General features: G+C 42.8%; 21 protein-coding genes. 8 read left to right on the top strand and 13 right to left on the bottom strand.

Annotated elements, in window-relative coordinates; all coding sequences use genetic code 11:
• Positions 1-83 precede the first annotated feature (83 nt).
• A complete protein-coding gene (locus WCV65_RS02585) occupies positions 84-557 on the top strand; it encodes a helix-turn-helix transcriptional regulator (protein WP_338779807.1) in 474 nt (157 codons plus the stop codon).
• A 386-nt stretch (positions 558-943) separates the two neighbouring features.
• On the opposite strand, the gene WCV65_RS02580 is transcribed toward WCV65_RS02585, so the two are convergent.
• From WCV65_RS02580 to WCV65_RS02570, 3 genes are all read right to left on the bottom strand, one after another.
• Positions 944-1192 (bottom strand): hypothetical protein, encoded by a 249-nt coding sequence (locus WCV65_RS02580; protein WP_338779805.1) that lies wholly within the window; start codon positions 1190-1192, stop codon positions 944-946.
• A 231-nt stretch (positions 1193-1423) separates the two neighbouring features.
• On the bottom strand, positions 1424-2395 hold the full coding sequence (locus WCV65_RS02575) for a ketoacyl-ACP synthase III (protein WP_338779803.1): 972 nt from the start codon (positions 2393-2395) through the stop codon (positions 1424-1426).
• Positions 2396-2565: 170 nt separating this feature from the next.
• Entirely contained in the window at positions 2566-3849 is a 1284-nt protein-coding gene (locus WCV65_RS02570) for an esterase-like activity of phytase family protein (protein WP_338779801.1), read from the bottom strand.
• A 193-nt stretch (positions 3850-4042) separates the two neighbouring features.
• Between WCV65_RS02570 and WCV65_RS02565 the strand changes: the two genes are divergently transcribed.
• Entirely contained in the window at positions 4043-4720 is a 678-nt protein-coding gene (locus WCV65_RS02565) for a GDSL-type esterase/lipase family protein (protein ID WP_338779799.1), read from the top strand.
• A 200-nt stretch (positions 4721-4920) separates the two neighbouring features.
• Positions 4921-5358, top strand: coding sequence for a YfmQ family protein (locus tag WCV65_RS02560; RefSeq protein ID WP_338779797.1), 438 nt, complete (start codon positions 4921-4923; stop codon positions 5356-5358).
• Positions 5359-5462: 104 nt separating this feature from the next.
• On the opposite strand, the gene WCV65_RS02555 is transcribed toward WCV65_RS02560, so the two are convergent.
• Positions 5463-6530 (bottom strand): substrate-binding domain-containing protein, encoded by a 1068-nt coding sequence (locus tag WCV65_RS02555; protein ID WP_338779795.1) that lies wholly within the window; start codon positions 6528-6530, stop codon positions 5463-5465.
• Positions 6531-6550: 20 nt separating this feature from the next.
• On the bottom strand, positions 6551-8257 hold the full coding sequence (locus WCV65_RS02550) for a HAMP domain-containing methyl-accepting chemotaxis protein (RefSeq protein WP_338779793.1): 1707 nt from the start codon (positions 8255-8257) through the stop codon (positions 6551-6553).
• A gap of 504 nt (positions 8258-8761) precedes the next feature.
• Between WCV65_RS02550 and WCV65_RS02545 the strand changes: the two genes are divergently transcribed.
• Positions 8762-10099 carry an amino acid permease gene (locus tag WCV65_RS02545; RefSeq protein ID WP_338779791.1) on the top strand — a complete coding sequence of 446 codons (1338 nt, stop codon included), beginning with the start codon at positions 8762-8764 and terminating at the stop codon, positions 10097-10099.
• 212 nt (positions 10100-10311) lie between these two features.
• Here WCV65_RS02545 and WCV65_RS02540 read toward each other — a convergent pair whose 3' ends face one another.
• Complete coding sequence (locus WCV65_RS02540) at positions 10312-11376, bottom strand: permease (RefSeq protein WP_338779789.1); 1065 nt, start codon at positions 11374-11376, stop codon at positions 10312-10314.
• Positions 11377-11513: 137 nt separating this feature from the next.
• Between WCV65_RS02540 and selD the strand changes: the two genes are divergently transcribed.
• Both selD and mnmH read left to right on the top strand, forming a co-directional pair.
• Positions 11514-12566 (top strand): selenide, water dikinase SelD, encoded by a 1053-nt coding sequence (gene selD, locus WCV65_RS02535; RefSeq protein ID WP_338779787.1) that lies wholly within the window; start codon positions 11514-11516, stop codon positions 12564-12566.
• Positions 12567-12587: 21 nt separating this feature from the next.
• On the top strand, positions 12588-13631 hold the full coding sequence (mnmH, locus tag WCV65_RS02530; protein ID WP_338782127.1) for a tRNA 2-selenouridine(34) synthase MnmH: 1044 nt from the start codon (positions 12588-12590) through the stop codon (positions 13629-13631).
• A gap of 73 nt (positions 13632-13704) precedes the next feature.
• Here mnmH and WCV65_RS02525 read toward each other — a convergent pair whose 3' ends face one another.
• Both WCV65_RS02525 and WCV65_RS02520 read right to left on the bottom strand, forming a co-directional pair.
• Complete coding sequence (locus WCV65_RS02525) at positions 13705-14103, bottom strand: type II toxin-antitoxin system death-on-curing family toxin (protein WP_338779785.1); 399 nt, start codon at positions 14101-14103, stop codon at positions 13705-13707.
• Entirely contained in the window at positions 14103-14243 is a 141-nt protein-coding gene (locus tag WCV65_RS02520) for a hypothetical protein (RefSeq protein WP_338779784.1), read from the bottom strand. Before WCV65_RS02520 ends, WCV65_RS02525 begins: the two co-directional genes overlap by 1 nt.
• A gap of 45 nt (positions 14244-14288) precedes the next feature.
• Between WCV65_RS02520 and WCV65_RS02515 the strand changes: the two genes are divergently transcribed.
• Entirely contained in the window at positions 14289-14624 is a 336-nt protein-coding gene (locus tag WCV65_RS02515; RefSeq protein WP_338779783.1) for a hypothetical protein, read from the top strand.
• Between the two features lie 669 nt (positions 14625-15293).
• On the opposite strand, the gene WCV65_RS02510 is transcribed toward WCV65_RS02515, so the two are convergent.
• The 3 genes from WCV65_RS02510 to WCV65_RS02500 all read right to left on the bottom strand — a co-directional run bounded on the left by WCV65_RS02510 (position 15294) and on the right by WCV65_RS02500 (position 17085).
• A complete protein-coding gene (locus tag WCV65_RS02510; RefSeq protein WP_197491610.1) occupies positions 15294-15644 on the bottom strand; it encodes a CopG family antitoxin in 351 nt (116 codons plus the stop codon).
• 2 nt (positions 15645-15646) lie between these two features.
• Entirely contained in the window at positions 15647-15907 is a 261-nt protein-coding gene (locus tag WCV65_RS02505; protein WP_338779782.1) for a BrnT family toxin, read from the bottom strand.
• A gap of 206 nt (positions 15908-16113) precedes the next feature.
• Complete coding sequence (locus WCV65_RS02500) at positions 16114-17085, bottom strand: aldo/keto reductase (protein ID WP_338782124.1); 972 nt, start codon at positions 17083-17085, stop codon at positions 16114-16116.
• A 95-nt stretch (positions 17086-17180) separates the two neighbouring features.
• Between WCV65_RS02500 and WCV65_RS02495 the strand changes: the two genes are divergently transcribed.
• Positions 17181-17651 (top strand): MarR family transcriptional regulator, encoded by a 471-nt coding sequence (locus tag WCV65_RS02495; RefSeq protein WP_338779781.1) that lies wholly within the window; start codon positions 17181-17183, stop codon positions 17649-17651.
• A 232-nt stretch (positions 17652-17883) separates the two neighbouring features.
• Here the strand turns inward: WCV65_RS02495 and WCV65_RS02490 are convergent, their stop codons facing one another.
• Together WCV65_RS02490 and WCV65_RS02485 are read right to left on the bottom strand one after the other, a co-directional pair.
• The gene (locus WCV65_RS02490) at positions 17884-20784 is read right to left on the bottom strand and encodes a DUF3427 domain-containing protein (protein WP_338779780.1); all 2901 of its coding nucleotides are present in this window, start codon (positions 20782-20784) and stop codon (positions 17884-17886) included.
• Between the two features lie 108 nt (positions 20785-20892).
• Positions 20893-21294 carry a (deoxy)nucleoside triphosphate pyrophosphohydrolase gene (locus WCV65_RS02485; RefSeq protein ID WP_338779779.1) on the bottom strand — a complete coding sequence of 134 codons (402 nt, stop codon included), beginning with the start codon at positions 21292-21294 and terminating at the stop codon, positions 20893-20895.
• Between the last annotated feature and the right edge of the window lie 46 nt (positions 21295-21340).

The following is a 21340-nucleotide window of genomic DNA, read 5'->3' as shown; positions in this document are numbered from 1 at the left end:
GGTTTATCATGTATAATCATAATGAAAAACAGACCGGAAGTGGTCGCCTGCAAAGCGACATTTTAGGGGGAAGCATAGATCAGATGATGGATGAAAAATTGCTGCATGAAATAGAGGAATACCTTCGAACTCACAGGGAAACAAGCTTTAATCTTTATGAGAATTACACTACCCATCAGCCAATACAAGCGGAAATTGCACAATTTCTAGACAAAAACAGGAAACCGGGTTTTAACCAAATATTATTTGAGTTCTTAGAGAAAAAAGCCTTAACAGATTCAGAAGTATACAAAAAAGCGGGGATTGACCGCAGGCACTTTTCCAAGATGAGATCAAGCGGATACAGGCCGCGCAAAAAGACCGCCCTCTCACTGGCTTTAGCAATGGAGTTAGGCATTGATGAATTGGAAGACCTTTTGTCTGCTGCGGGATACTCCATATCCTATAGTGAAGACAGAGATTTAATTGTTAAGTATTTTGTGGAGAAGAGGATTTATGATTTGTTTCAGATTAATGAAGGTTTGGATTATTTTGGGGAAGAAGTTTTTAAGATTTAAAAACTCCAATTATTAAACACATGAAATAATAGAAAGCAGTCCAATCCATGCCGTGAAGCCAAGCACAGCTAAACCTGCAGCCGGCAAATGTTTCTACTATTCTTTTTTCAGCAGTGTCCGATAGAACATCTACTGTGTCTTTTGAGTCCCCGCTTACATACGTGGTGGTGGTTGAGGCTTTAGGGGTTGCAAGAACGGCCATGCCAATTAGTAGTACCCGCTATTAAAGACGCCAGGAACTTTTTCATTTGATACCTCCGATAATAGAATGGTATCACGATACAATTTTTTATTAGTTACTACATCCTACTATCTATAGGACTTATCACGACATCCCTAACATCACCCTATATTCTTACAATAAAACCTGTAAATAATTTGTAAAATTAACCACTAACCTGTGGCAAAAGGTTATACAGTATATAATCTAAAACCAGTATTACAATAGCGAGAAACCCAACCATGAGCGCCAAAGGTTTCTTTCCCTCTCTGAACATGAAGATGCTTGCAATTAAAAAGTAGATCGCCATTGTAAGAAACAGCAGCACAAGGTAAATACTAGTTTTAAACACAACCGACAAAATGCTTAAAGGGAGAACCAAAGCTAAAGCTCCATAGCTAATTTTTTTACCCATTATTCTACTCCTCTTCCAATTTATATTTTATCCATTCCATTCCCATACTTGCTGTTTCGTAACCTGTGACAATCGACTCGTTTTAAAAGAAAAAGCTCTGTTAAACTTGGCTGTTGATTTCCGCTGCTGGCGTTCGCTTTCCGCTCCAATCAACAGGTGTAAAAAACAACATTATGCTTTAACATAGCCAATGAAAAAACGACTCCCCATGAGGAGAAGCCGTTTCTAAGATTACGCGTCTAAATCCGGCACCCCCCACTTCACCACAGCCCCAGCATGAGTCAGTCCTCCCCCAAACCCATAAAGCAAAACGGTATCTCCGTGCTTTACTTTCTTTTCCTTTATCCCTATATCCAATGCCAGAGGAATGGATGCGGACGATGTATTTCCCATGTATTCTACGCTGTACAGGGTTTTTTCCATGCTGATTCCGGACCTTGCGCAAATGGATTCTATGATTCTTAAGTTCGCACTGTGCGGAACGAACCAGTCAATATCGTCTGTTCCCATCCCTGCTTGTGCCAGGAGCCGTTCAATTCCTTCTGATACTGTCCGGGTGGCCCATTTGTATACCTCGCGGCCGTTTTGTACGAGGAATCGATTGCCGCCCGTGAGCCCCGGCAGGTAAAGATACTGTCCCCCGCTGCCGTCTGTCCCCATTATAGACGCGTTAAAGCCCGGAGTTTCTTTGCTGTATTCGACTAGTACAGCTCCTGCTCCATCGCCAAACAGAATGCAGGTGGTGCGATCTGTATAATCGATCACTCTAGACATGGTTTCTGCCCCAATGACCAGTATTTTTTTGTTCAGACCTGAGGAGATCAATCCATTTGCCATCGTTAATGCATAGACAAAGCCTGAACAGGCGGCACTCAGATCAAAGGCTCCTGTGCTTTTTATTTGAAAGGCTTCCTGCACTTTGCATGCGGTACTGGGAAAACTGTAATCCGCAGTGGATGTGGCGACGATAATCATGTCCACATCATCCACTTTTTTATCATACGTTTTCATGAGGTTCTCAACGGCCTTAATGCATAAATCGGAAGTGAACTCGGCCTCACCGGAGATTCTTCTTTCTCTCATCCCGGTTCTTTGGACAATCCATTCATCTCTCGTATCCACCATCTTTTCAAGATCATCATTTGTAAGCCGCTTAGCCGGGACATACGTGCCGATTGCTGTAATAAGGGATTTGGATGTCATTGGATTACTCCTTTGCAAATATAACAACACCAACTATCCGGTGTTGGTGTTGTTCGTAAAACGAATATGCTTGTATTATCGTATGCAGCCGGCATTTATTGGGAATTCTTTTTTTATTGGACAGCAAAAGGCTCCTGCAGATTTGCCACAGGAGCCTTTCTCTCAATAACTTATGGTAACCGGAATAACCAAAGCTCTGTTTTGCTGTTCGGATCGGTTACTCCAAAATCGTCATCGTTAATGACCGCTAATTTTTTTCCGACCAGCGTTATTCCTTCAGCTTTTTCATACGGATAACCGAATTTCAGCAGATCGACGACTTCCTTTTTCGCCACTGCTTTTATTCCCGCAGCTTTTTGATCCTTTGCGTTCATTTGCTCGAGCGTTTTTCCTTTCCCCTTATCCTTATTTAAAATATTGGTTGCCTCTTGGAGATTAATTTTATAGATTTTCTTGAATTTTGCTTCTTTTCCTGAGGCTGTATCCCGTTCATCGACAAGAAGACTGTGTTCATCTATTGCAAAAAGATCAGATACGACAATATCATGTTGATCCAGTCCTAGCTTTCGGCCATCCTCAAAAATATAGGCATACTCGGCGATTACTTTTGTCGTTTTCAAATCAATCTTTAAAATTCGTGTAATTCTCGAATTTTCATCAGGGTTTGTCAGAGCACTTTGCGTCATTGTATAAAGGTAACGTCCATCTGGAGTAATGGTTACGGATTCGAATCCTCTATTTTCCTCCCGCTTCGTTAAAACACCTGGCAAATTCGCTTTTACGGGAAGGTAAGGAGCGTTTTTAAAATCCCCTTCCATTCCAGCCGGCACTAACCGCTGCAGAAGCGTACCGTCTTTTTTCATCTGAACAAGACTTGGACGGTATTCATCACTTAACCAAAACGTTTGATCAGCAGGGTTGTAAGCAAGCCCCTCCGTATCCAGACCGTAGGGATCATACGACAACACCTTTTTCCCTGCCGCATCATACGGAGTTTCATCTTTTTCCTTAAAATTAGGCAAACCGGTAATAAAGGCATTTCCTGTTACGGGATCGGATCCCTTTGGCAGCTTTAATTGGATTTTATCTGTTACTTTTATTTTCCCTTTAGAAAGTTCGATTTTATATACGGCAGGCGTATACGTCGGGATTGGAAAAGTTCTCCGTTCTTCATTATTAATGGTCAATTCCCCGTTCGGGCCTCGGTCAGAAGAAGAATAAAAAATATGATCCGGGTCACCAGGCAGATGCAGAAGCGAGGATCCCATCGCCGCATGGATATCTTTCGCTAACTTTGGAGGATTTTCGAATTGGTATTTTCCAATAAGCTTAACGGAAGGGGTGGAAGCTTTCTCCTTTTCTTTACTCCCCTCCTGCTGCTTGTTGGAGCATGCGAATGTGGATATGCAAATGATTGAGATGGCCGTGACTTTAAGAAACGTAAATTTTTTCATCCTGAACCCCTTTTTTCCTATAATTTTCATTTCTTATCATTGGCAATTAAACGCGAATTATAAATAAAACTGCACGATTTTAACTATTTTTGTCGCTTCTACCTATACCTTCTTCTATCACTATGAATAGAGTAAAGTGTTGACCTTTCAGCTCATGTGAACATCAAACTATAGAACACGGGGATAAACAGAGATGAAAATCGTTTGCTTTGGTGACAGTTTGACGAGGGGCGTAACGCTTGATAAAGGGAGATTAAGAATAACCAAAAAGAATTATCCCTATTATCTGAAGGAATTTTTGAAGCCTGATATAACCGTGCTCAATAAAGGGGTATTCAACGATAATTCTGATCTTCTTCTGAGGAGACTGCAGAAGGATGTGCTGGAGGAAAATCCTGATTTCGTCATCATCGCAATTGGCGGGAATGACTGCAATTTCAACTGGAATGAAGTGGTGGAACATCCTGATTCGGAGCATCAAGCCACTGTTCCTGTCGATCGCTATATTGAAAATGTGAAAATGATGATGGAGAAAATGAAAAAGGCCGGGATTATCCCGATTGTGATGACCCTTCCCCCGCTGGACCCTGTGCGGTACTACCAATATTTGTTCCAGCAATATGGCAGCTCCATTGGTCATTGGATCAGTTTGAAGGGCGGCATGGAGCATTGGCATGGGATGTATAATGACCGCTTAATGAACCTGGCCGATGAAATGCAAGTGGGGAAAGCAGACGTCAGGACCGCTTTGAGACAAGCTGGCAGCCTTCAGAATTTGATTAGTGATGACGGGATTCACTTAACTCCTGCAGGGTACAGAGTAGTTGGCAGGGAAATCTCTGCTTTTTTAAATGGCGGGGAGGAAAAATAAGAGACGGCGCTTATCCATTGCGCCGTCTCTATTTTTGCTTATATAGGACCTGTACGAGATTTTGTAAAAGCCGAAGGGCTGTTAAATTGAAAAAGTATTTCCTCATCTAAACTTCATACAATGTACAAAGATAACCGACCGTTCCTGTGATACGATGATTAGGAAGTTGTATTATTAAACGTTACGGAGATGAACGATAAATGACAACCTGGTTTATCATTTTCCTAATAGTTATCAGCACTCTTAAAGTAGTACTTGCAAGTCCTCCAACCTTCGTTATGGAATGGCTTCTTAACAAATTCGCCTTGCATGCAAGGCTCAGTGAAGAGACCACCACTATAACCCTAAGAGGAAAACGTTTGGAGGGAGAAGAAAAAATTCAATTTATTAACCAATTTAATGAAGCGACATTTTTTGATCGATATGATGAATATGATGTCCCTTCAGAGAACACCGGAACCCCATTGGTCATTGATACAAAGAAGGGCAAAATGGATGTCAGGCTGTCTGTGTATATTTACAGCAATCATGTGGATGTATTCAAGCAGTATAACAAGAAGGCAGCAGCCTATAGTCTGCGGTCTGAGACTCTCCAATCCACGCCATTGGCAGGGAATGGAAATTTCATTTATTCATAAGTAATTAAAGCTGCCGGGCTTTGTGTCCGGCAGCTTTATCCTTTTTCTTGTTATTATATTTTGTCACATTATTATTTAGGAATCTTATTTGAACGATAAATGCATTATTTTTTATATAGTTCTTCTTCTGTTAAATAACCATCTTTAATGACCGTGTCTTTAATGTTATTTTTTGTAACAGCTATAGGATCCAATAGAATGGAGGGAACGTCTATTTCTCCATTATTCACTGTTCGATCCGTTGCTACCTTTTCTCCTTTTGCTGCCTTCACTGCTACTTCAGCAACTTTCTCTGCCAGCAGAGTGATTGGTTTATACACAGTCATCGTTTGTGTCCCTTCAACGATTCGTTTTACACCCATTAACTCAGCATCCTGCCCAGATACAGGAATGTTGCCCGATAGTCCGGCAGAGGACAAGGCATTGATTACCCCGCCAGCTGTACCATCGTTTGCAGCTATAACAGCATCGATTTGATTTGAATTTTGTTGTAGAGCTGACTGCATATTCTCCTGCGCTGTTTCCGGTTTCCATTCATCGGTGTATTGGTCATAGACTATTTTAATATCGCCTTTGTCGATGAGCGGTTGAATAACCTTCATCGCACCTTCCCGAAATAGCACTGCATTATTATCAGATTCTGCTCCGCCTATGTAGGCAAAATTCCCTTTTGATACTTTTTTAACAACCTCACTAGCCTGCAGTTCTCCAACCTTTTCATTATCAAATGAAATATAATAATCAACTTTTGAGTTTTTTATCAATCGGTCATAGGAAATAACCTTTACACCTGCTTTGTGAGCCATTTCTACAATCTTGCCCGATATTTCAGCATTATGAGGTACGACGACCAATACATCTGCCCCTTCTTGAATTAACAGTTCGGCTTGCTTTATTTGAATATCATCCAGTCCATTGGCAGCTAATGTTTTCACCTGTCCCCCCATTTGAACGACCTTCTCTTCAAATAAAGCCTTATCCTTATACCAGCGCTCCTCTTTAAGCGTATCTAATACAAATCCAATATAAGGCTTCCCGTCATCAGAAACCAGCTTTATCCGATCAGCTTTGTTAGGTTCATCTGCAACTTGATTGGTACATGCGGAATTGAATAGGAGCATGATTAGAAACAGGATGCATACCTGGCTGTTTTTGTGAAGAACTTTAAGCAATTCTTTCTCCCCCATCCTTCTTAGAGCTGAAACTTCTTGATTAAGCCGTTCATTTGTTCGACCATCCCGGTCAGCATTTTTGCACTGGAAAAAATGCTGTCAATCGAGTGGCTTTGTTCATGTGCAGCAGCAGAAATTTCTTCGGATCCTGCAGCTGCTTCCTCGGATGCCGCAGCAATATGTTCGACGGATTCATTGATTTCCTGACCGGATTCCTGAACAGAGCTAAAAATAGATGAAATATTCTTTACCTGGTCTGACATTTCAGCTACCTGGCCTTTAATATCCGAAAATTGTTTCCTCGTTAACTCAAATTGTTCTGATCCTTTATGGACCTCGGCAAATCCCTGTGTCAAATCCTTCGCTATGTCAGTCGTCTCCTCTTTTACACTGTAAACAATGGATGAAATGCTTTGACTGGAATTTGATACTTGCTCAGCCAGTTTTCGAACCTCGCTTGCAACAACTGCAAACCCTTTTCCAGCCTCTCCCGCTCTGGCTGCTTCAATGGAAGCATTGAGTGCTAAAAGGTTTGTTTGATCGGCAATGGACCTTATGACAGCCACAATCTCAGAAATGGATTGGGTCTTCGCTTCTAAACCTTTCACTTTATGAACAGATGTTTCAACGAGTTCATTGATGATTTTCATTTGCTTCTGTGACTCATGCATCTGTTGATCTCCATTAATAGAGACTTGAAGAATTTGATTCGTAAAATCTACTAATTTCACTGTATTTTGTTTGGCACTTGCCATTTCGTCACTAAACGCTTGCGTATTCAACGAAATTTTGGCTGCATTCTCCGCTTGAGAATGGCCATTTTTCGAAATATCTTCAATGGTTACGGCAATCTGCTCGCTTCCCTGTTTCACTTCTTCCGTCGATTCAAGGAGAGTGGTACTTTGCTGGTCCACCTCTTTGGAAAGATTCGAGATGGAGGAAATCATGTCACGAAGACGCTGTCCCATATAGTTAATGGATTTCGACAGCTGACCAATTTCATCTGTTCCTTCATAATCCAAATTCTTTACATTTAATACGCCGCCTGCAATCTCCTCACTCACCTTAATCACATTATTCAAGTTCTTCCTGATGTTCATGCTGACTAAATAAAGCAGCAAAAACGAGAGGCAGATGGAAGCAACGGCCGTAATGATGAGGATTAGTGTAACATTGGATAGATGGTTTAAAGAGGTATCCATTGCTTTCTCACTGGAGTCAGCTGCTGCGTTTTTCAGTTCATCCCCGAGCTTCGATGTATCCTCTTTCAGCTTATTGACCAGTGCCTGCATTTCTTTATACTCGGCTGTATTGATCTGCTGAACGTTTGGAACCACCACGCTGAAGAACTGCTGATCCAGTTTATTGTTATTGTCAATAAGCTTGTTGAAGGTAGAGATTTGTTCCCTGCTCAGCTGTGGCTTTAACTTTTTAGCTGTTTCCACGAATTTCCCGCTGTACTGTAAATACTCATTCAGCTTCTCATCATCCGAAAGCAAAATGTATTCAGGGATTAGCAGATATTTTTCCTGATAGAGAGAAACAAGCTCTCCCGCATACATAGACAGTTCATTTTTCGACCTTGTCTCTTTCAATTCACGGCTTGATAAATCCAGATAAAAATAAGTTATAAGTACAGATACTAAAAATGCTGCCGCAGCAAATGAAAAAATAAGGTTATACTTCCCGCGGATTTTGATATTTTTCCACTTCATCTTTTGAAACAAATGATTCCCTCCCCAAGTACGCCTGATTCATAGACATCATGAAAGCGACTTCTCTTTGTATTCGCTTCCAATATTTTGGTGCTAACCCTTATATCGGTCAATATACCTACTTTTATAGAGTGATTTAAATTTATATATTTTTTACAAACATCCTTTCTGAAAGAGTGGATACTAACGTTATAGGGTAAAAAAAATAAGCTTGGAATCATCCAAGCTCTTTTCAACTTGTCCAGTTTTTTATTCGCTGCATCTGAATCACTTCCATTATTTCATCCATCAAGTTTGCAGCTTCCACCTTTTTGTACCTAATACGTTTTAAAACGAATTATATTTTTCCTCTATTTAAGAAATAACTGGACTTACATACTATAGCAGGCACCATCTCTAAATATGAAAATTGACGGAGAGCAGCAGCGCACTTATACTAGTAACTTGAATGCACAAAAGCATAAAAGCGTTTAAGTGAAACAGATAGATCGTATATCAGGAAGGCAGGACGATTTTATGGAACAGGACAATACTCTTAGAAAAGGCTTGCTGCCAAGGCATGTCCAATTCATCGCTCTTGCAGGGATGATTGGAACAGGTATTTTTAAAGGCAGTTCCGATACATTGAATATGGCAGGACCGAGTGTGGTGTTTGCTTATTTACTTGGAGGTCTTTTGCTGTTTATTGTGATGTCAGCACTGGCAGAGATGGCCTCTGTCTACCCGAATCACAATACCCAGCATTTACTTTCAAAGGCTTTTGGTGCCAGGACATCCTTTATTGCCGGATGGCTTTACTGGATTAACTGGATTATTGTTACGGTTGTAGAAGTTCTCGCTGCCGGAAGCTTTCTGCAATTCTGGTTCACATCCGTACCGTTATGGGTGCTCGCTCTTATTTGTGCGGTATTTATCATTTCTATTAACCTTACCCAAGTAAAATTTTACGGGGAATTTGAATTTTACTTTGCAGGGATTAAGATCATTACACTTACTCTGTTTATTATCCTGGGGCTTTGCATGATCCTCGGCATTGTTCCGAGCCCTGTTGAAGATCCGATTTCCAACTATACAGCTCACGGAGGGTTTTTCCCTAATGGCGCAAGCGGTATGTTCGCTGCACTCCTCGTCGTCATGTTTTCTTACGGCGGAGCGGAATTGATTGGAGTGGCCGTTACCGAAACAAAGGATGCCGAAAAAGTGCTTCCAAAAGTCATTAAAAGCACTGTGATCCGAGTCATCCTATTCTACGTATTGCCGATTCTTATCATCTGCGGCTTAATTCCGTGGAATGAGGTCTCAGGCAAGGAAAGCCCATTTGTTCAAGTGTTTACGGCAATCGGCATTCCAGGAGCAGCCCACGTCATGAACTTTGTGCTGCTGACAGCTGTGTTATCCGCAGCCAATTCCGGGATCTACGCAACATCAAGGACGTTATACTCCATGGCTCAAAACGGCGAAGCACCAAAAAGGCTTGCCAGGCTTTCTAAACAGGACATCCCGATTAACGGAATTGCCCTTACAGCCATCGCTCTTACCTTTGGCGTATTCCTGGCCTACCAAACACCTGATGAAGTCATCAGCTATTTAATGACCATTCCCGGATTTACTGTATTGCTGATTTGGCTTGGAATATGCCTTGCCCAAATCAAGCTTCGCAAACACTATCCGAAGGAGCCGTTTTTCAAGCTGAAATGGGCACCATTTACAACGATTGCGGCAAGCCTGTCTTTGGCTGTCATCTTCATATCCTTTGTATTAAATAAGGACAATGTGATCGGGACTTCGGTTTGCCTTGGAATTTTGGTTGTTTTGGTGGTTGTTTCGTTTTTATATCCGAAACGTGCAAAATAATTGAAGAACAAGATAGAAAATCAAAACAAAAAAACACCTTCGAAAGTAGAAACATACTTTTTGAAGGTGTTTTTTTGCGGGCATCGGCGAAGTAAAGCAAACTGCCTCTCAGGAAAAAAAAGACAATCGGATGAGATGCCGGAGCTAAATCCTCTGTCATACAAAAAACCAGCCCCGCACCGCAAAAAAGCAGAACAGAGCTGGTTGCACTCTTACAATATAAGCATCCCTATTAACCCGGCTGCTATCCCAAGCAAAACGACGGACCCAGCCACAAAAGCAAGAACCTTTTTCGGAAAAGAACCTGCAACGATTAACAGTGACGGGAGACTGATGGCTGGAAGCGTGATGAGGAGTGCTCCGGCCGGTCCTGCTCCGAGACCTGCTGCCATAAAGGTTTGGATGATTGGAATTTCGGCCGCGGTCGGGATGACGAAGAGCATGCCGGCGACAGCGAATAGAATGAGAACAAGTATGCTGTTAGCGGCAGCTTCACCAACGTTCGGGAACAGCCAGACGCGCGCTGCGCCAAGCAGAAGAACGGATAATACATATGCCGGGACGACATAAAGGAACATCGTTCCAAGGCTTTTCCCCCATCTTGCAAGAAAGGAGCCGGATTGTGCTTGTTCCGCTTCCTCCATCAGCTTTTCTGCCGTAAGCGGCGGCTCCTCCTTCATGAATCGGTTGGCCAGGTAGCTGACGCCGAATGTCAGGATGAGTCCAAAAGCAAGACGAAGCAAGGTGAATTTCCAGGAAAGCACAAAGGTCATGAAGACGAGAACGGCCGGGTTCAGCACCGGATTTCCGATCCAGAAAGCGAGACTTGCTCCCGCTGATACGTTCTTTTTCCGCATTCCTACCGCCATCGGTGCGGCACAGCATGTGCACATCATCCCAGGAAGGGAAGCCAGTCCTCCGACAGCCGTGCTGCCGAATGTGGTTTTTCCGAGGACGCGCAAAAGCCATTGGGATGGGAGCAGCACCTGAATGAGCGAGCCGAGTACGATGCCGAGAATGGCCGCTTTCCAGACTGCCTTGAAATAGACAGCAGCATATTCCCATGCATTGCTCCACGAAGGAGAAGTACCTGCTTCAGGGCTGCCGAGAATCGAGTCTCCGATAGAGTGGGTGGAGGCCGCGATCCAAGACTTTTCAAGATACGGCACCCATTTTACATATAATAGGCCTGCAGCAGCAATCACTAGAAACAGAGTCACAAGCCATATGGTTTTTTTTCCAGAGGGCTGTGTTTGCTGAAGAGCACTTTGAGCCATTTTTCATTCCCCGTTTCAATAGAAATTAAGACAATATCAAATTATATCACGTCAGATATGCAGCAGGCTTGTGCCATGCTTTTTCGGGTAAGGTCATTTATACTAATCATAGTGAATACAGAAAGGTTGGCGTCATTATGACACAAAAAATAAAGTTAACATCCTTATCCACAAAGGGCGGCTGCGGCTGCAAAATCGGACCGGCTGATCTGCAGGAGGTCATCCGCTCTCTCCCCCCTGCCATGCCCAATCCCGATTTGCTTGTCGGTCTTGATACGAGTGACGATGCAGGAGTGTACCGTCTGACGGACGACCTTGCGATTGTCCAAACGCTTGATTTCTTCACCCCGATTGTTGATGACCCGTATTCTTTCGGTCAAGTGGCCGCGGCGAATGCGATCAGTGATATTTATGCGATGGGAGGAACACCGCTTACAGCATTGAACATCGTCGCTTTTCCGATTGCGGACTTGGACAAGCAGATTCTTGCCGACATCCTCCGCGGTGCAGGAGATAAGCTGAAAGAAGCCGGGGCGACACTGGTCGGAGGCCATTCCATTGAAGATAAAGAACCGAAATTCGGTTTGGCGGTGACAGGAACGGTCCATCCTGATAAAGTACGGGCTAATGCAGGCGCTAAGCCCGGTGACAAACTGATTTTAACGAAACCGATCGGTGTCGGCATCCTGACCTCTTCCATTAAAAGAGATTTGCTGACGGAAGAAGAAATCGCCCGGGTTACAGAAGTGATGGCAACTCTAAATAAAACGGCAGCTGAAACGATGGCAGCTTATGATGTTCATGCGTGCACGGATGTTACAGGCTTCGGGCTGCTCGGCCACACGTCTGAGATGGCAAAAGGAAGCAAGGCAGGCGTACGGATTGCAAATGAAGCAGTCCCTGTCCTCCCGAGAGTGCGGGAGCTTGCGGAACAAGGCGTCATTCCAGGCGGGACGAAAAACAATTTCGCCCATCTTCAGGGTGATGTGACGTTCCCGGAAAACATGGACCAGATTGATCAATATATATTGTGCGATGCGGTGACATCCGGGGGACTGCTCATTTCAGTGGCAGGCGAAGAAGCAGATGCCCTGATAAAGGACCTTCTGGATGCTGGTGTGGAAGCGGCCATGATCGGTGAAGTAACAGCGGATCATCCCGGACACATCACGGTTTCTGAGAAGCTTTAACGGTAGAAGGGCGGAATGACGGTGTTTCAGGACTTAACGGTTGACCAGCTATTAGAAATGCAAAAAGAAAAGAAAATTACGGCGGTGGATGTCCGTTCTCCATCTGAATACAAGGAAGCGACTATTCCCGGCGCCTTGAACATCCCCCTTTTTAACGATGAGGAGCGGGCTGAGATCGGCACCATCTATAAACAGGTCGGCGTTCAGGCGGCAAAGGACCGCGGACTCGAAATTGTGTCGGCAAAGCTTCCGGAATTCATTAAAACATTCAGTGCCATCCCAAATCATAAGGCTGTCTTCTGCTGGAGAGGGGGCATGCGGAGCAGAACGTCCGCCACTGTCCTTGATTTAATGGGCAATAAAACGTTCCGGCTGGATGGCGGAGTGAGAGCGTACCGCAGGTGGATTGTCGATAAAATCGAAACCATCAATTTCAGACCGAATGCCTATGTGCTGAACGGCTATACCGGCTCAGGAAAAACGATGCTGCTCCATAAGCTAAAGGAACAGGGCTATCCTGTGCTGGATTTGGAAGGAATGGCGAACCACAGGGGCTCGATCTTCGGTCAGATCGGACTGAATCCCCACAATCAGAAAACGTTCGATTCCCTGCTGATCAAAGAAGCCCTCCCGCTTCAGGCCTCTTCCTATGTCGTGCTGGAAGCGGAAAGCAAGCGAATCGGGAAAGCCGTACTTCCCGAATTTATCGCGGAAAAGAAAGAACAGGGAACCCAGCTGTTCCTCGACATCCCAAGAGCCGAGCGCGCTCGGTTCCTCGTCGAAGACTATCAGCCATGGGAGCATCATGAAGAGTGCATGAAGGCCTTCTACCGGATAAAAGCCCGCATTCATACACCGGCAGCCGCTCAAATTGAAGCGTCCCTCAACGCACGCGAATACGAGGACGCGGTCATGCTGCTCCTTGAATACTACTATGACCCGCGCTATGAGCACACTGCAATGCGGTATTCGGAGGAAGAGAGAATTACGCTTTCTGTGAAAAACGCGGAGGAAGCGCTCGGGGAGCTGGTGAAGATTTTGCCGGTGCCGGTTAAGACGGTGTAAGAAAAAGACCATTGAAAAAGCACTTTGCTTCAGAGCAAAGTGCTTTTTCATATGCTCAGGGAATTGCTGCTGGCTACTCTTCCCTCTTTTTAATTCTTGCTGCCATCCAATTTACAGCTTCTTCAAAAGCAGGCCGGGTTTTGTCATCTGCAAGAAGCAATGTCCATTGGAAGACATCCTCATCGTCTGCAACTAAATCATAACCATTAAAATCTAAAAATATAAAAGCTGCTGCATAGGATGTCCTTTTGTTGCCATCATTAAAAGCGTGACCACTGGCTAAGTAATAATGATAAGCTGCTGCTTTTTCTTCTATAGTAGGAAAACGCTCGAAATCTCCGAAACCCGACATAGGTAGAGCTAATTTTGATTCAAGTTTACCGTGCTCACGCCCTTGCAGTCCCCCGTATAAATCAACAAGCATATCATGAAGCTCTACTACTTCTTCTACAGTAAGATAGCTGAAGCCCATCAATTTTTACTTAGCTTTTCTAAAGCCTTACCATTTTTTTTAATTAATTTTGCAATAGAATCTTGAAGTTTTGTGTTTTTTTTCGTTTTATTGTCTGTCGTATTAGACATCTTGCCATCACCCTTCATTTTATCGCTCATAACGGTCCCTCCCCCTTATCAAGTTATGATTAGGATGGACCGGAAATGAAACAGATAGTCACTGTTATAGCTATTTATTCCATTTTACAGGAACTTGTCCCTTCTTACTATCCATACGTCATCAAATTTCTTTTCGTTTTAAATTCTCCAGTTTTCCATCGTCTCATCTTCTATAACATCCTACCGGGCGACAACTTAAGGGGGGCCGATCCAATGTTCATCGAGTTAGGGATTCGGATTGTTCAAAAAGCTTTTAAAGAATTGCATTCCCTGCAGGCAAGAGGAAATTACCAAACAAAATCACATCCGGCTGTATACCCTGGATCAGCTGTAAACTTTGATAATAAAAGCGGAAAGGGGGTAATTTCCTTTCCTGATTGACTTTAATCAATTGTGCTCCTTTACTGGCGCTCAAATTCATATAGTTTATTTTTTACATAATAGAACTCAAATCAGCCCATAACCCTATTTATCGCAGCACTTTTTAAACTTCTTGCCACTGCCGCATGGAAATGGTTCATTTCTGTCGATGACAGGTTCAGCCTTCATCGTTCTCATTGTATTATTGGATTCCCCTGGCTCTAAGTAGCCCGGAAGCAATGACAGCTTTTTCGCATACCGCTTTGGATTAAACGGCTGCTGTCGAAAAACTTTTATCCCTCTTCGATTCAAGCCACCGATCTTACAGCGAAAACACTGATGGCAGAAGCGTTATGCAGCCAGCTATCCACTGAAGCCATTCCCAAACTAGAAGACTTTATGGAACAAGGATATGATACTGGTCTTCTTGAACTTGAAAGGGATCTGTACGCAACCTGCATAATCAGCGGCGTGGACCACCCGAAACTGCAAACATGGAAATCGATAATCGAAAAAAGAGAAGCGAAAACCACTGGGGGGAGAACCGTATTCACCCCGCCACCCCCCTCTGCCCTAGCAAGCAATATCAGCCGCAACTCTCCCTGCCCATGTGGAAGCGGGAAGAAGTATAAGAAGTGCTGCGGGAAATAAGATGTGAAAAAACCACCTGGAGGGTGGTTTTTGTGTGCTTCAGTACAAAATTTTCTCTCTCTTCTCTTCTTCATAGACTCTCTCTGCCACAAACTGCTTTAATAAAGTCTGATAGGGTACATTTTTCTTTTCAGCCACCTTCTGAAGCCGGGACAGCAGGTCGCTTTCTATTCTAAGGTTAATGGGCTTAGTGGACTGCTTTCGGGGTAAAGGCAAATCTTCCTCATCTTCAATATGTGTGGTATTCAGTAAGCCCTCGCTCATTGCATGCTTCTCCCAAAATTGCTTGGTTTCTTCTTCAGTCATATTTTGAGGGATTTCATTCAGGTCATCAATGAAAACTCTTCCTAGCTCATCCATTCTTTTCTTGTTTATTCGAGCCTCATCCATCTTTACTGCCTCCTTTTTCTATTGTATGATTTTCGTTCTGTTTCCGTTGCATCCCATCCTGTGATAGGTCTAATCTTCTTCTCACGCTTTGTATAAATGATGGCCAGTAACCGTCCATCTTCTGTCATGCCGATAATTTTTCTATTTCCACTATGTGCATGATGTATGCTCCGGTCCGGATCGTAAAAAGCTTCTTCCGCTTCCTGAGGTGAAATGTCATGCTGAAATATATACTCGACATTTTCTCTGTCCCAATCGAACACAGACCTCACTCCTCTTACTATTTCCGTATCTACATCTGTATATACATTGTATTCTGTAACATACCGTAATACAATTCTGGATTGAACTATTACTTGTTCTTCCCTATCAAAACTAAACTGCCATCCAGAACAAATAAAAAGAACGCCTCACCAGCGTTCAATTTATACCACTCGTTTTTTTTCAATCAAATTATACATCTGTATAATCACACTAGCCCATGCGGTACATACAACTCTTCCAAACTCTCTATCTCTTCCTCTGTCAATCGGATCGACAATGCCGAAACCGCATCTTCAAGATGGTTCACCTTCGTCGCTCCGATGATCGGAGATGTGACTTCCTCCTTCTGCAGAATCCAGGCAAGTGCAATTTGTGCACGCGGAACGCCACGTCCAGCTGCCACTTCCTCTACTCTCTCCGCTACTTTCCGGTCAGCTTCCTCTGTTCTTGAAAACAGCGCCTTTGCAATCTGGTCATTTTCAGATCGGCGGGTCTGCTCACTCCATTCCCGTGTTAAACGGCCGGCAGCCAGCGGCAGGTATGGGGTGACGCCCACTCCCTCCTCCTTGCAAAGCGGCAGCATTTCCCTTTCTTCCTCCCGGTAAAGCAGGTTGAGCCTGTTTTCCATGGAGATGAACCGGGTCCAGCCATGGAGCTCAGCCGTGTACTGAGCTTTCAGGAACTGCCAGGCAAGCATAGAGGAAGCTCCAATGTAACGCACTTTTCCTGCCTTGACTACATCGTGAAGAGCCTCCATCGTTTCTTCAATCGGGGTATGCGGATCCCAGCGATGAATCTGGTACAAATCGATGTAGTCCGTCCCAAGCCTCTGCAGACTGTTATCAATCTCAGTCATGATCGTTTTACGGGAAAGCCCCATTCCATTCGGTCCTTTCCGCATTGGAACAAATACCTTCGTGGCAACGACCACCTCATCCCGCCGGGCAAAATCTTTTAAAGCGCGCCCTACGATTTCTTCACTCGATCCATCGGAATACATATTCGCCGTGCTGAAAAAATTGATGCCCATATCCAGTGCTTTTTTAATAATGGGCCTGCTCTCCTCTTCATTTAGCGACCATGGAGTATTGCCGCGTTCCGGCTCACCGAAGCTCATACATCCAAGACACAGCCGCGAAACATCCAACCCAGATCTCCCAAGCTTTACATAGTTCATCTCATCATCCACCCCTTCGTCATCAGGTTGATACGTCAACCTAAACCCATTGTAGTACCTTGAGGTTGATACGTCAACCGTGATATGATAGCTGCATGAAGAAAAAACTAATCAGTCAAGAAGAAATGAAGATATGGCATATGTGGAAAGGCTCCTATCAGAGCATCTTCGGCCGCGTCGTCAAAGACCTGACAGACCAAACCGGACTATCTGAGGGAGATTTCGGAATCCTCGATCGGCTCGATCAATTTGGAAACGGCGAGCTCCGCCAGCAGGAACTCGCTGACTCCATGAATTGGGACAAAAGCAGACTATCCCACCACCTGACACGAATGGAAAAGCGCGGACTTGTTCAAAGGAAACCATCAGACTCAGATCGAGGAGTTCAAGTTATTATTACGGAAGCTGGAAAAACCGCTTTGAATGAAGCCCGGCCGGTTGTTTCGGAGGCTATAAGGGAGCATTTTTTAAGTTTATTGACGGAGGAGGATGTGGAGTCGATTGGGAGGATTGGGGAGAGGGTGAAAAGAGGGACTATTAGCTTCTCTGATAACCCCTCTTCTTAGTTTAATAAATTGGAAAAGGGAAAATGCAGGTTTTCCCTTTTAATTTGGTAAGTTCCATTTAGATAATAGGATGCTCCTGGAACGGTATACACTTGGATTTTTCTCCAATGGGGTTATCTATTTTCTCAAAACATTAACTCCTGGTTTCTCCCGTAATTTGAAATTTATATATAAGAAATACCTGTAGATGAATACTCCAATCTACAGGTACTAATTTTTTATTTTATGCTTATTAATTTATTTCCTCTTCCCCATTCACAAGATACTGATAAATCTTATAATCAACCGGCTGCTCCATCACCATATGAATGTGAACAACCGGGAGATCTTTTCCATCTACAACCCTCTTGCTTTGCTTAATGTTCTCTTGGTCTGGGTGAGCCTTTCCTAAATAATAATAATCACTGCCTTCCCCATCTTCCTTTTTCACAAAAATATGGAGATCAATGTTGTTTTCATCAGCATGGATAATTTCCTTTACTTCCTTTGAGTCTATCTTTCTGTTCTTTCTAGTTTCCCAATTCAATAGTTCTTGACTAAGGAACTCATCCTTATAATTAATACTCTCTTCTATATTCACCTTTTTATGATAGGTAATAAATATTGGACAAGTTTGGTGCTTTGTTTTATATCCATTTACAACAGCGCTTTCATCTTTAAACCAATTTAGAAGCTTACAAACATCCTTACGTGAATACTTCTGATTAATTGTTAGCAGCTGATTGCATTGAAAGGCTTTTGCTTTAACCTTGGCACTCTTAATAATATCCTCGACCATTCTACTAAAATAAGAATTGGTTAACAGTTCCTTCACTGACTGACTAAAAGCAAAATCTTCTCCATCTAGTACAACAATTGCTTGATCCCCATATTTTTTACGACTAACCTGTGTAAAAAAGGAGAGATCAAATACTCGCCGAACTGAGGTAAGCGTCTCAGGACTCAAACGACAATTGAGATCATTCAATTTATGTGTAAACTGCTGAACACTTACTTTTTCTTGCTTCATTAAAAGATCTAGTAATACAATTTCATGCAGTCTTTGTCCATTTAATACCTCTAATGAAAGCATGGTGAGGACCTTGCTTTCATATTCTGAAATAACCGGAACATCCTCTTTTATTTTCTTTAAAAACTGATAGTAATTGAAATGCTCCTCCACAATCACGACTGGGTCAATGGAGTTATGCTGGATAAAGTCATAAAGCTCGGGAACTCTTCCGATGCGATTTTTCAGCTCCGTATAAGCCTCTTTTAACAATTTCAATGATGTTAATTTACTGTTCGTGATCGCCTTAAAAATTTGCTTCTTAGCAATTTCTTCAAAATTAATCGTAGACACGCCTTTAATATAGCTTGTATCCTTCACATGGCGGCGGATGTTGTCCTTGTTTTGTGACTTGTCCCCTGATAAGGCGACAGGGATCAAGTAGTTGTTTTTGTAGTTGCCGATAAAATCAATAATGGTTACGTATTCTTTGGAGGCATGTTTACGAAGACCTCTTCCTAGCTGCTGAATAAAAATGATACTGGACTGTGTTTGCCTAAGCATCACCACTTGATTGATGCAAGGAATATCAATGCCCTCATTGAAAATATCAACCGTTAAAATGTAATCGAGTTTTCCATTTTCAAGCTGGTTTACCGCTAGTGTTCTCTCATCCTGAGAGTTTTCGCCCGTCAAGGAAATGGTACGTAACCCTCTTTGGTTTAATTCAAATGAAAGCTTCGTTGCCTCATCTTTTCTACTACAGAAGATTAATCCTTTAACTCTATCACCAGAGTGTCCATAGTAGTAGAGCTTCTCTACAATGTGATCTACCCTCTCCGTATCAACCAATTTGGAAAAGGAAACCTCTTCATCTAGCAACTCTCCGTCGTAGACCATGTCGGTGACACCAAAATAATGAAATGGACAAAGCATATCTTCTTCTAATGCTTCCTGCAAGCGGATTTCGTAGGCTATATTGTAGTCAAACAGCTGATAAATATTAAAATCATCTGTCCGTTCTGGTGTAGCTGTCATTCCCATTAAAAACTTCGGTTGGAAATAATTCATGACTCGACGGTAAGAGGATGCACCAGCTTTATGTACTTCATCAATTAAAATATAATCAAATTCTTCTGGGTCAAATTGATTTAGATTTGCCTCTTTTGAAATCGTTTGAATCGTTGCAAAAAGATATTTCGCTTGTGTTTGCTTGTTATTTCCTGAGTAAATGCCAAAGTCAGATTCGATTCCACCTAGAATCTTTAGAAAATCAGTTTTGGCCTTCGAAAGAATTTGTTCACGGTGTACGATGAAAAGCATCCTTTTCGGAGCATAGCGACGAACATCAAACGCTGATAGGTACGTTTTTCCTGTTCCAGTGGCAGAGATAATAATGCCTTTATCTTTTCCAGCCTCTCTCACAGCAGCAATTTGTAGTAAGGCTGCCTCCTGCATCTTATTGGGGACAATTTTCAGAGCTTCCTCTATAGCATTCGTTTCGTAAGGAGCCGGCATTTCAATTAATTGATTGATTTCATTCGGTCTTGCTATGGGGGTGTATGACTTTTCGTATGCTTCTATCCAATCAGAAGTAAGAAGATGGGCATTTTCCCACACCTCTTCAAACTGATTCTTAAAATGATGTACAATCTCCCCATTTTCATGAGAAGTAAGCTTCACGTTCCACTCATAATTTACCTTTAAGGCATGTGCTGTTAGATTTGAGCTGCCTACGATAAGAGAATAATGTGTATGGTGTTTAAAAATATATCCTTTCGAATGGAAACCTTTTATATTAGTTGTTCGTACTTCTACATTTTCTAGCTTCATCAGCTCTTTGAATACCTTAGGCTGGTTAAAGTTTAAAAAGGTAGACGTTAAAATCCGTCCGCGAATTCCTTTGTGCTTCAAATCTAGCAAATGGGATTTCAACGTGGCTAAACCACTCTCTGTAATAAACGCAACGGAGAAAATAAAGTCGATGCTTTTCTCCAATTCCTCCAGGACAGCGTTTAAAACATTTTCATTTTTATGGGTGTTATTCACCAATAACTCAGGTCGAAAATTACCAGCGCGAGTATGCTTCTGATCAATGAACCCTTTATATAAAGAAGCCGTTAAGTTCTCAACTAAATTTGACATAGTATCCCCTTATTTACCAAGTATTCTTTCATTTTATGATACTATAATAGATCCTGCTAATAAATGGGAAACATAAAAAGCTACCCACAATTTGCGAGTAGCTCTTTATTAGTTAAGAATAAATTCTCTTGAGATTTTTTCAATAGCAGGCACATCTGCAGGAGCCCAATCTAAAGTGTCCAACTCCTCAGGTACTAGCCACTTCATTGCTGCATGCTCAGTTAAAACCGGCGTACCTTCCTTCAGCTGGCAATAAAAAGTGGTGAGGTGGACAATTCCGAAATCATATTCATAAACCGTTGTCTCGATCTTTCCCCCTATTTCCACCTTGCAAAGCATTTCTTCTTCAATCTCCCGGCGCAGCGCTTCTTGAGGCGTTTCCCCCTCTTCAATCTTTCCGCCCGGGAATTCCCATTTTTGAGAAAGCGCCTTGCCATCTCCCCGCTGGGCACAGAGAATTTTGCCGTTTTCAACGATTACTGCGCCTACTACATGAATGTTCTTTTTCATAGCAGCCTCCTAAAACCATCTTATATTCTGGTTTCATTATAACTTA

It is taken from the genome of Metabacillus sp. FJAT-52054 (assembly GCF_037201815.1).
GTDB lineage: Bacteria > Bacillota > Bacilli > Bacillales > Bacillaceae > Metabacillus_B > Metabacillus_B sediminis.
Note: the sequence above shows the minus strand (reverse complement) of the source record. Positions and strands in the feature narration are given on the sequence as shown.

Excerpts from the sequence above, each read along its gene's own strand:
- WCV65_RS02515 (WP_338779783.1), top strand. The coding sequence starts at position 14,289 with ATGAAACAGATAGTCACTGTTATAGCTATTTATTCCATTTTACAGGAA.
- WCV65_RS02565 (WP_338779799.1), top strand. The coding sequence starts at position 4,043 with ATGAAAATCGTTTGCTTTGGTGACAGTTTGACGAGGGGCGTAACGCTT.
- WCV65_RS02545 (WP_338779791.1), top strand. The coding sequence starts at position 8,762 with ATGGAACAGGACAATACTCTTAGAAAAGGCTTGCTGCCAAGGCATGTC.
- WCV65_RS02570 (WP_338779801.1), bottom strand. The coding sequence starts at position 3,849 with ATGAAAAAATTTACGTTTCTTAAAGTCACGGCCATCTCAATCATTTGC.
- WCV65_RS02520 (WP_338779784.1), bottom strand. The coding sequence starts at position 14,243 with ATGAGCGATAAAATGAAGGGTGATGGCAAGATGTCTAATACGACAGAC.
- WCV65_RS02510 (WP_197491610.1), bottom strand. The coding sequence starts at position 15,644 with ATGGATGAGGCTCGAATAAACAAGAAAAGAATGGATGAGCTAGGAAGA.
- WCV65_RS02560 (WP_338779797.1), top strand. The coding sequence starts at position 4,921 with ATGACAACCTGGTTTATCATTTTCCTAATAGTTATCAGCACTCTTAAA.
- WCV65_RS02580 (WP_338779805.1), bottom strand. The coding sequence starts at position 1,192 with ATGGGTAAAAAAATTAGCTATGGAGCTTTAGCTTTGGTTCTCCCTTTA.
- WCV65_RS02575 (WP_338779803.1), bottom strand. The coding sequence starts at position 2,395 with ATGACATCCAAATCCCTTATTACAGCAATCGGCACGTATGTCCCGGCT.
- selD (WP_338779787.1), top strand. The coding sequence starts at position 11,514 with ATGACACAAAAAATAAAGTTAACATCCTTATCCACAAAGGGCGGCTGC.
- WCV65_RS02500 (WP_338782124.1), bottom strand. The coding sequence starts at position 17,085 with ATGAACTATGTAAAGCTTGGGAGATCTGGGTTGGATGTTTCGCGGCTG.
- WCV65_RS02485 (WP_338779779.1), bottom strand. The coding sequence starts at position 21,294 with ATGAAAAAGAACATTCATGTAGTAGGCGCAGTAATCGTTGAAAACGGC.
- WCV65_RS02495 (WP_338779781.1), top strand. The coding sequence starts at position 17,181 with ATGAAGAAAAAACTAATCAGTCAAGAAGAAATGAAGATATGGCATATG.
- WCV65_RS02540 (WP_338779789.1), bottom strand. The coding sequence starts at position 11,376 with ATGGCTCAAAGTGCTCTTCAGCAAACACAGCCCTCTGGAAAAAAAACC.
- WCV65_RS02585 (WP_338779807.1), top strand. The coding sequence starts at position 84 with ATGATGGATGAAAAATTGCTGCATGAAATAGAGGAATACCTTCGAACT.
- WCV65_RS02490 (WP_338779780.1), bottom strand. The coding sequence starts at position 20,784 with ATGTCAAATTTAGTTGAGAACTTAACGGCTTCTTTATATAAAGGGTTC.
- WCV65_RS02525 (WP_338779785.1), bottom strand. The coding sequence starts at position 14,103 with ATGGGCTTCAGCTATCTTACTGTAGAAGAAGTAGTAGAGCTTCATGAT.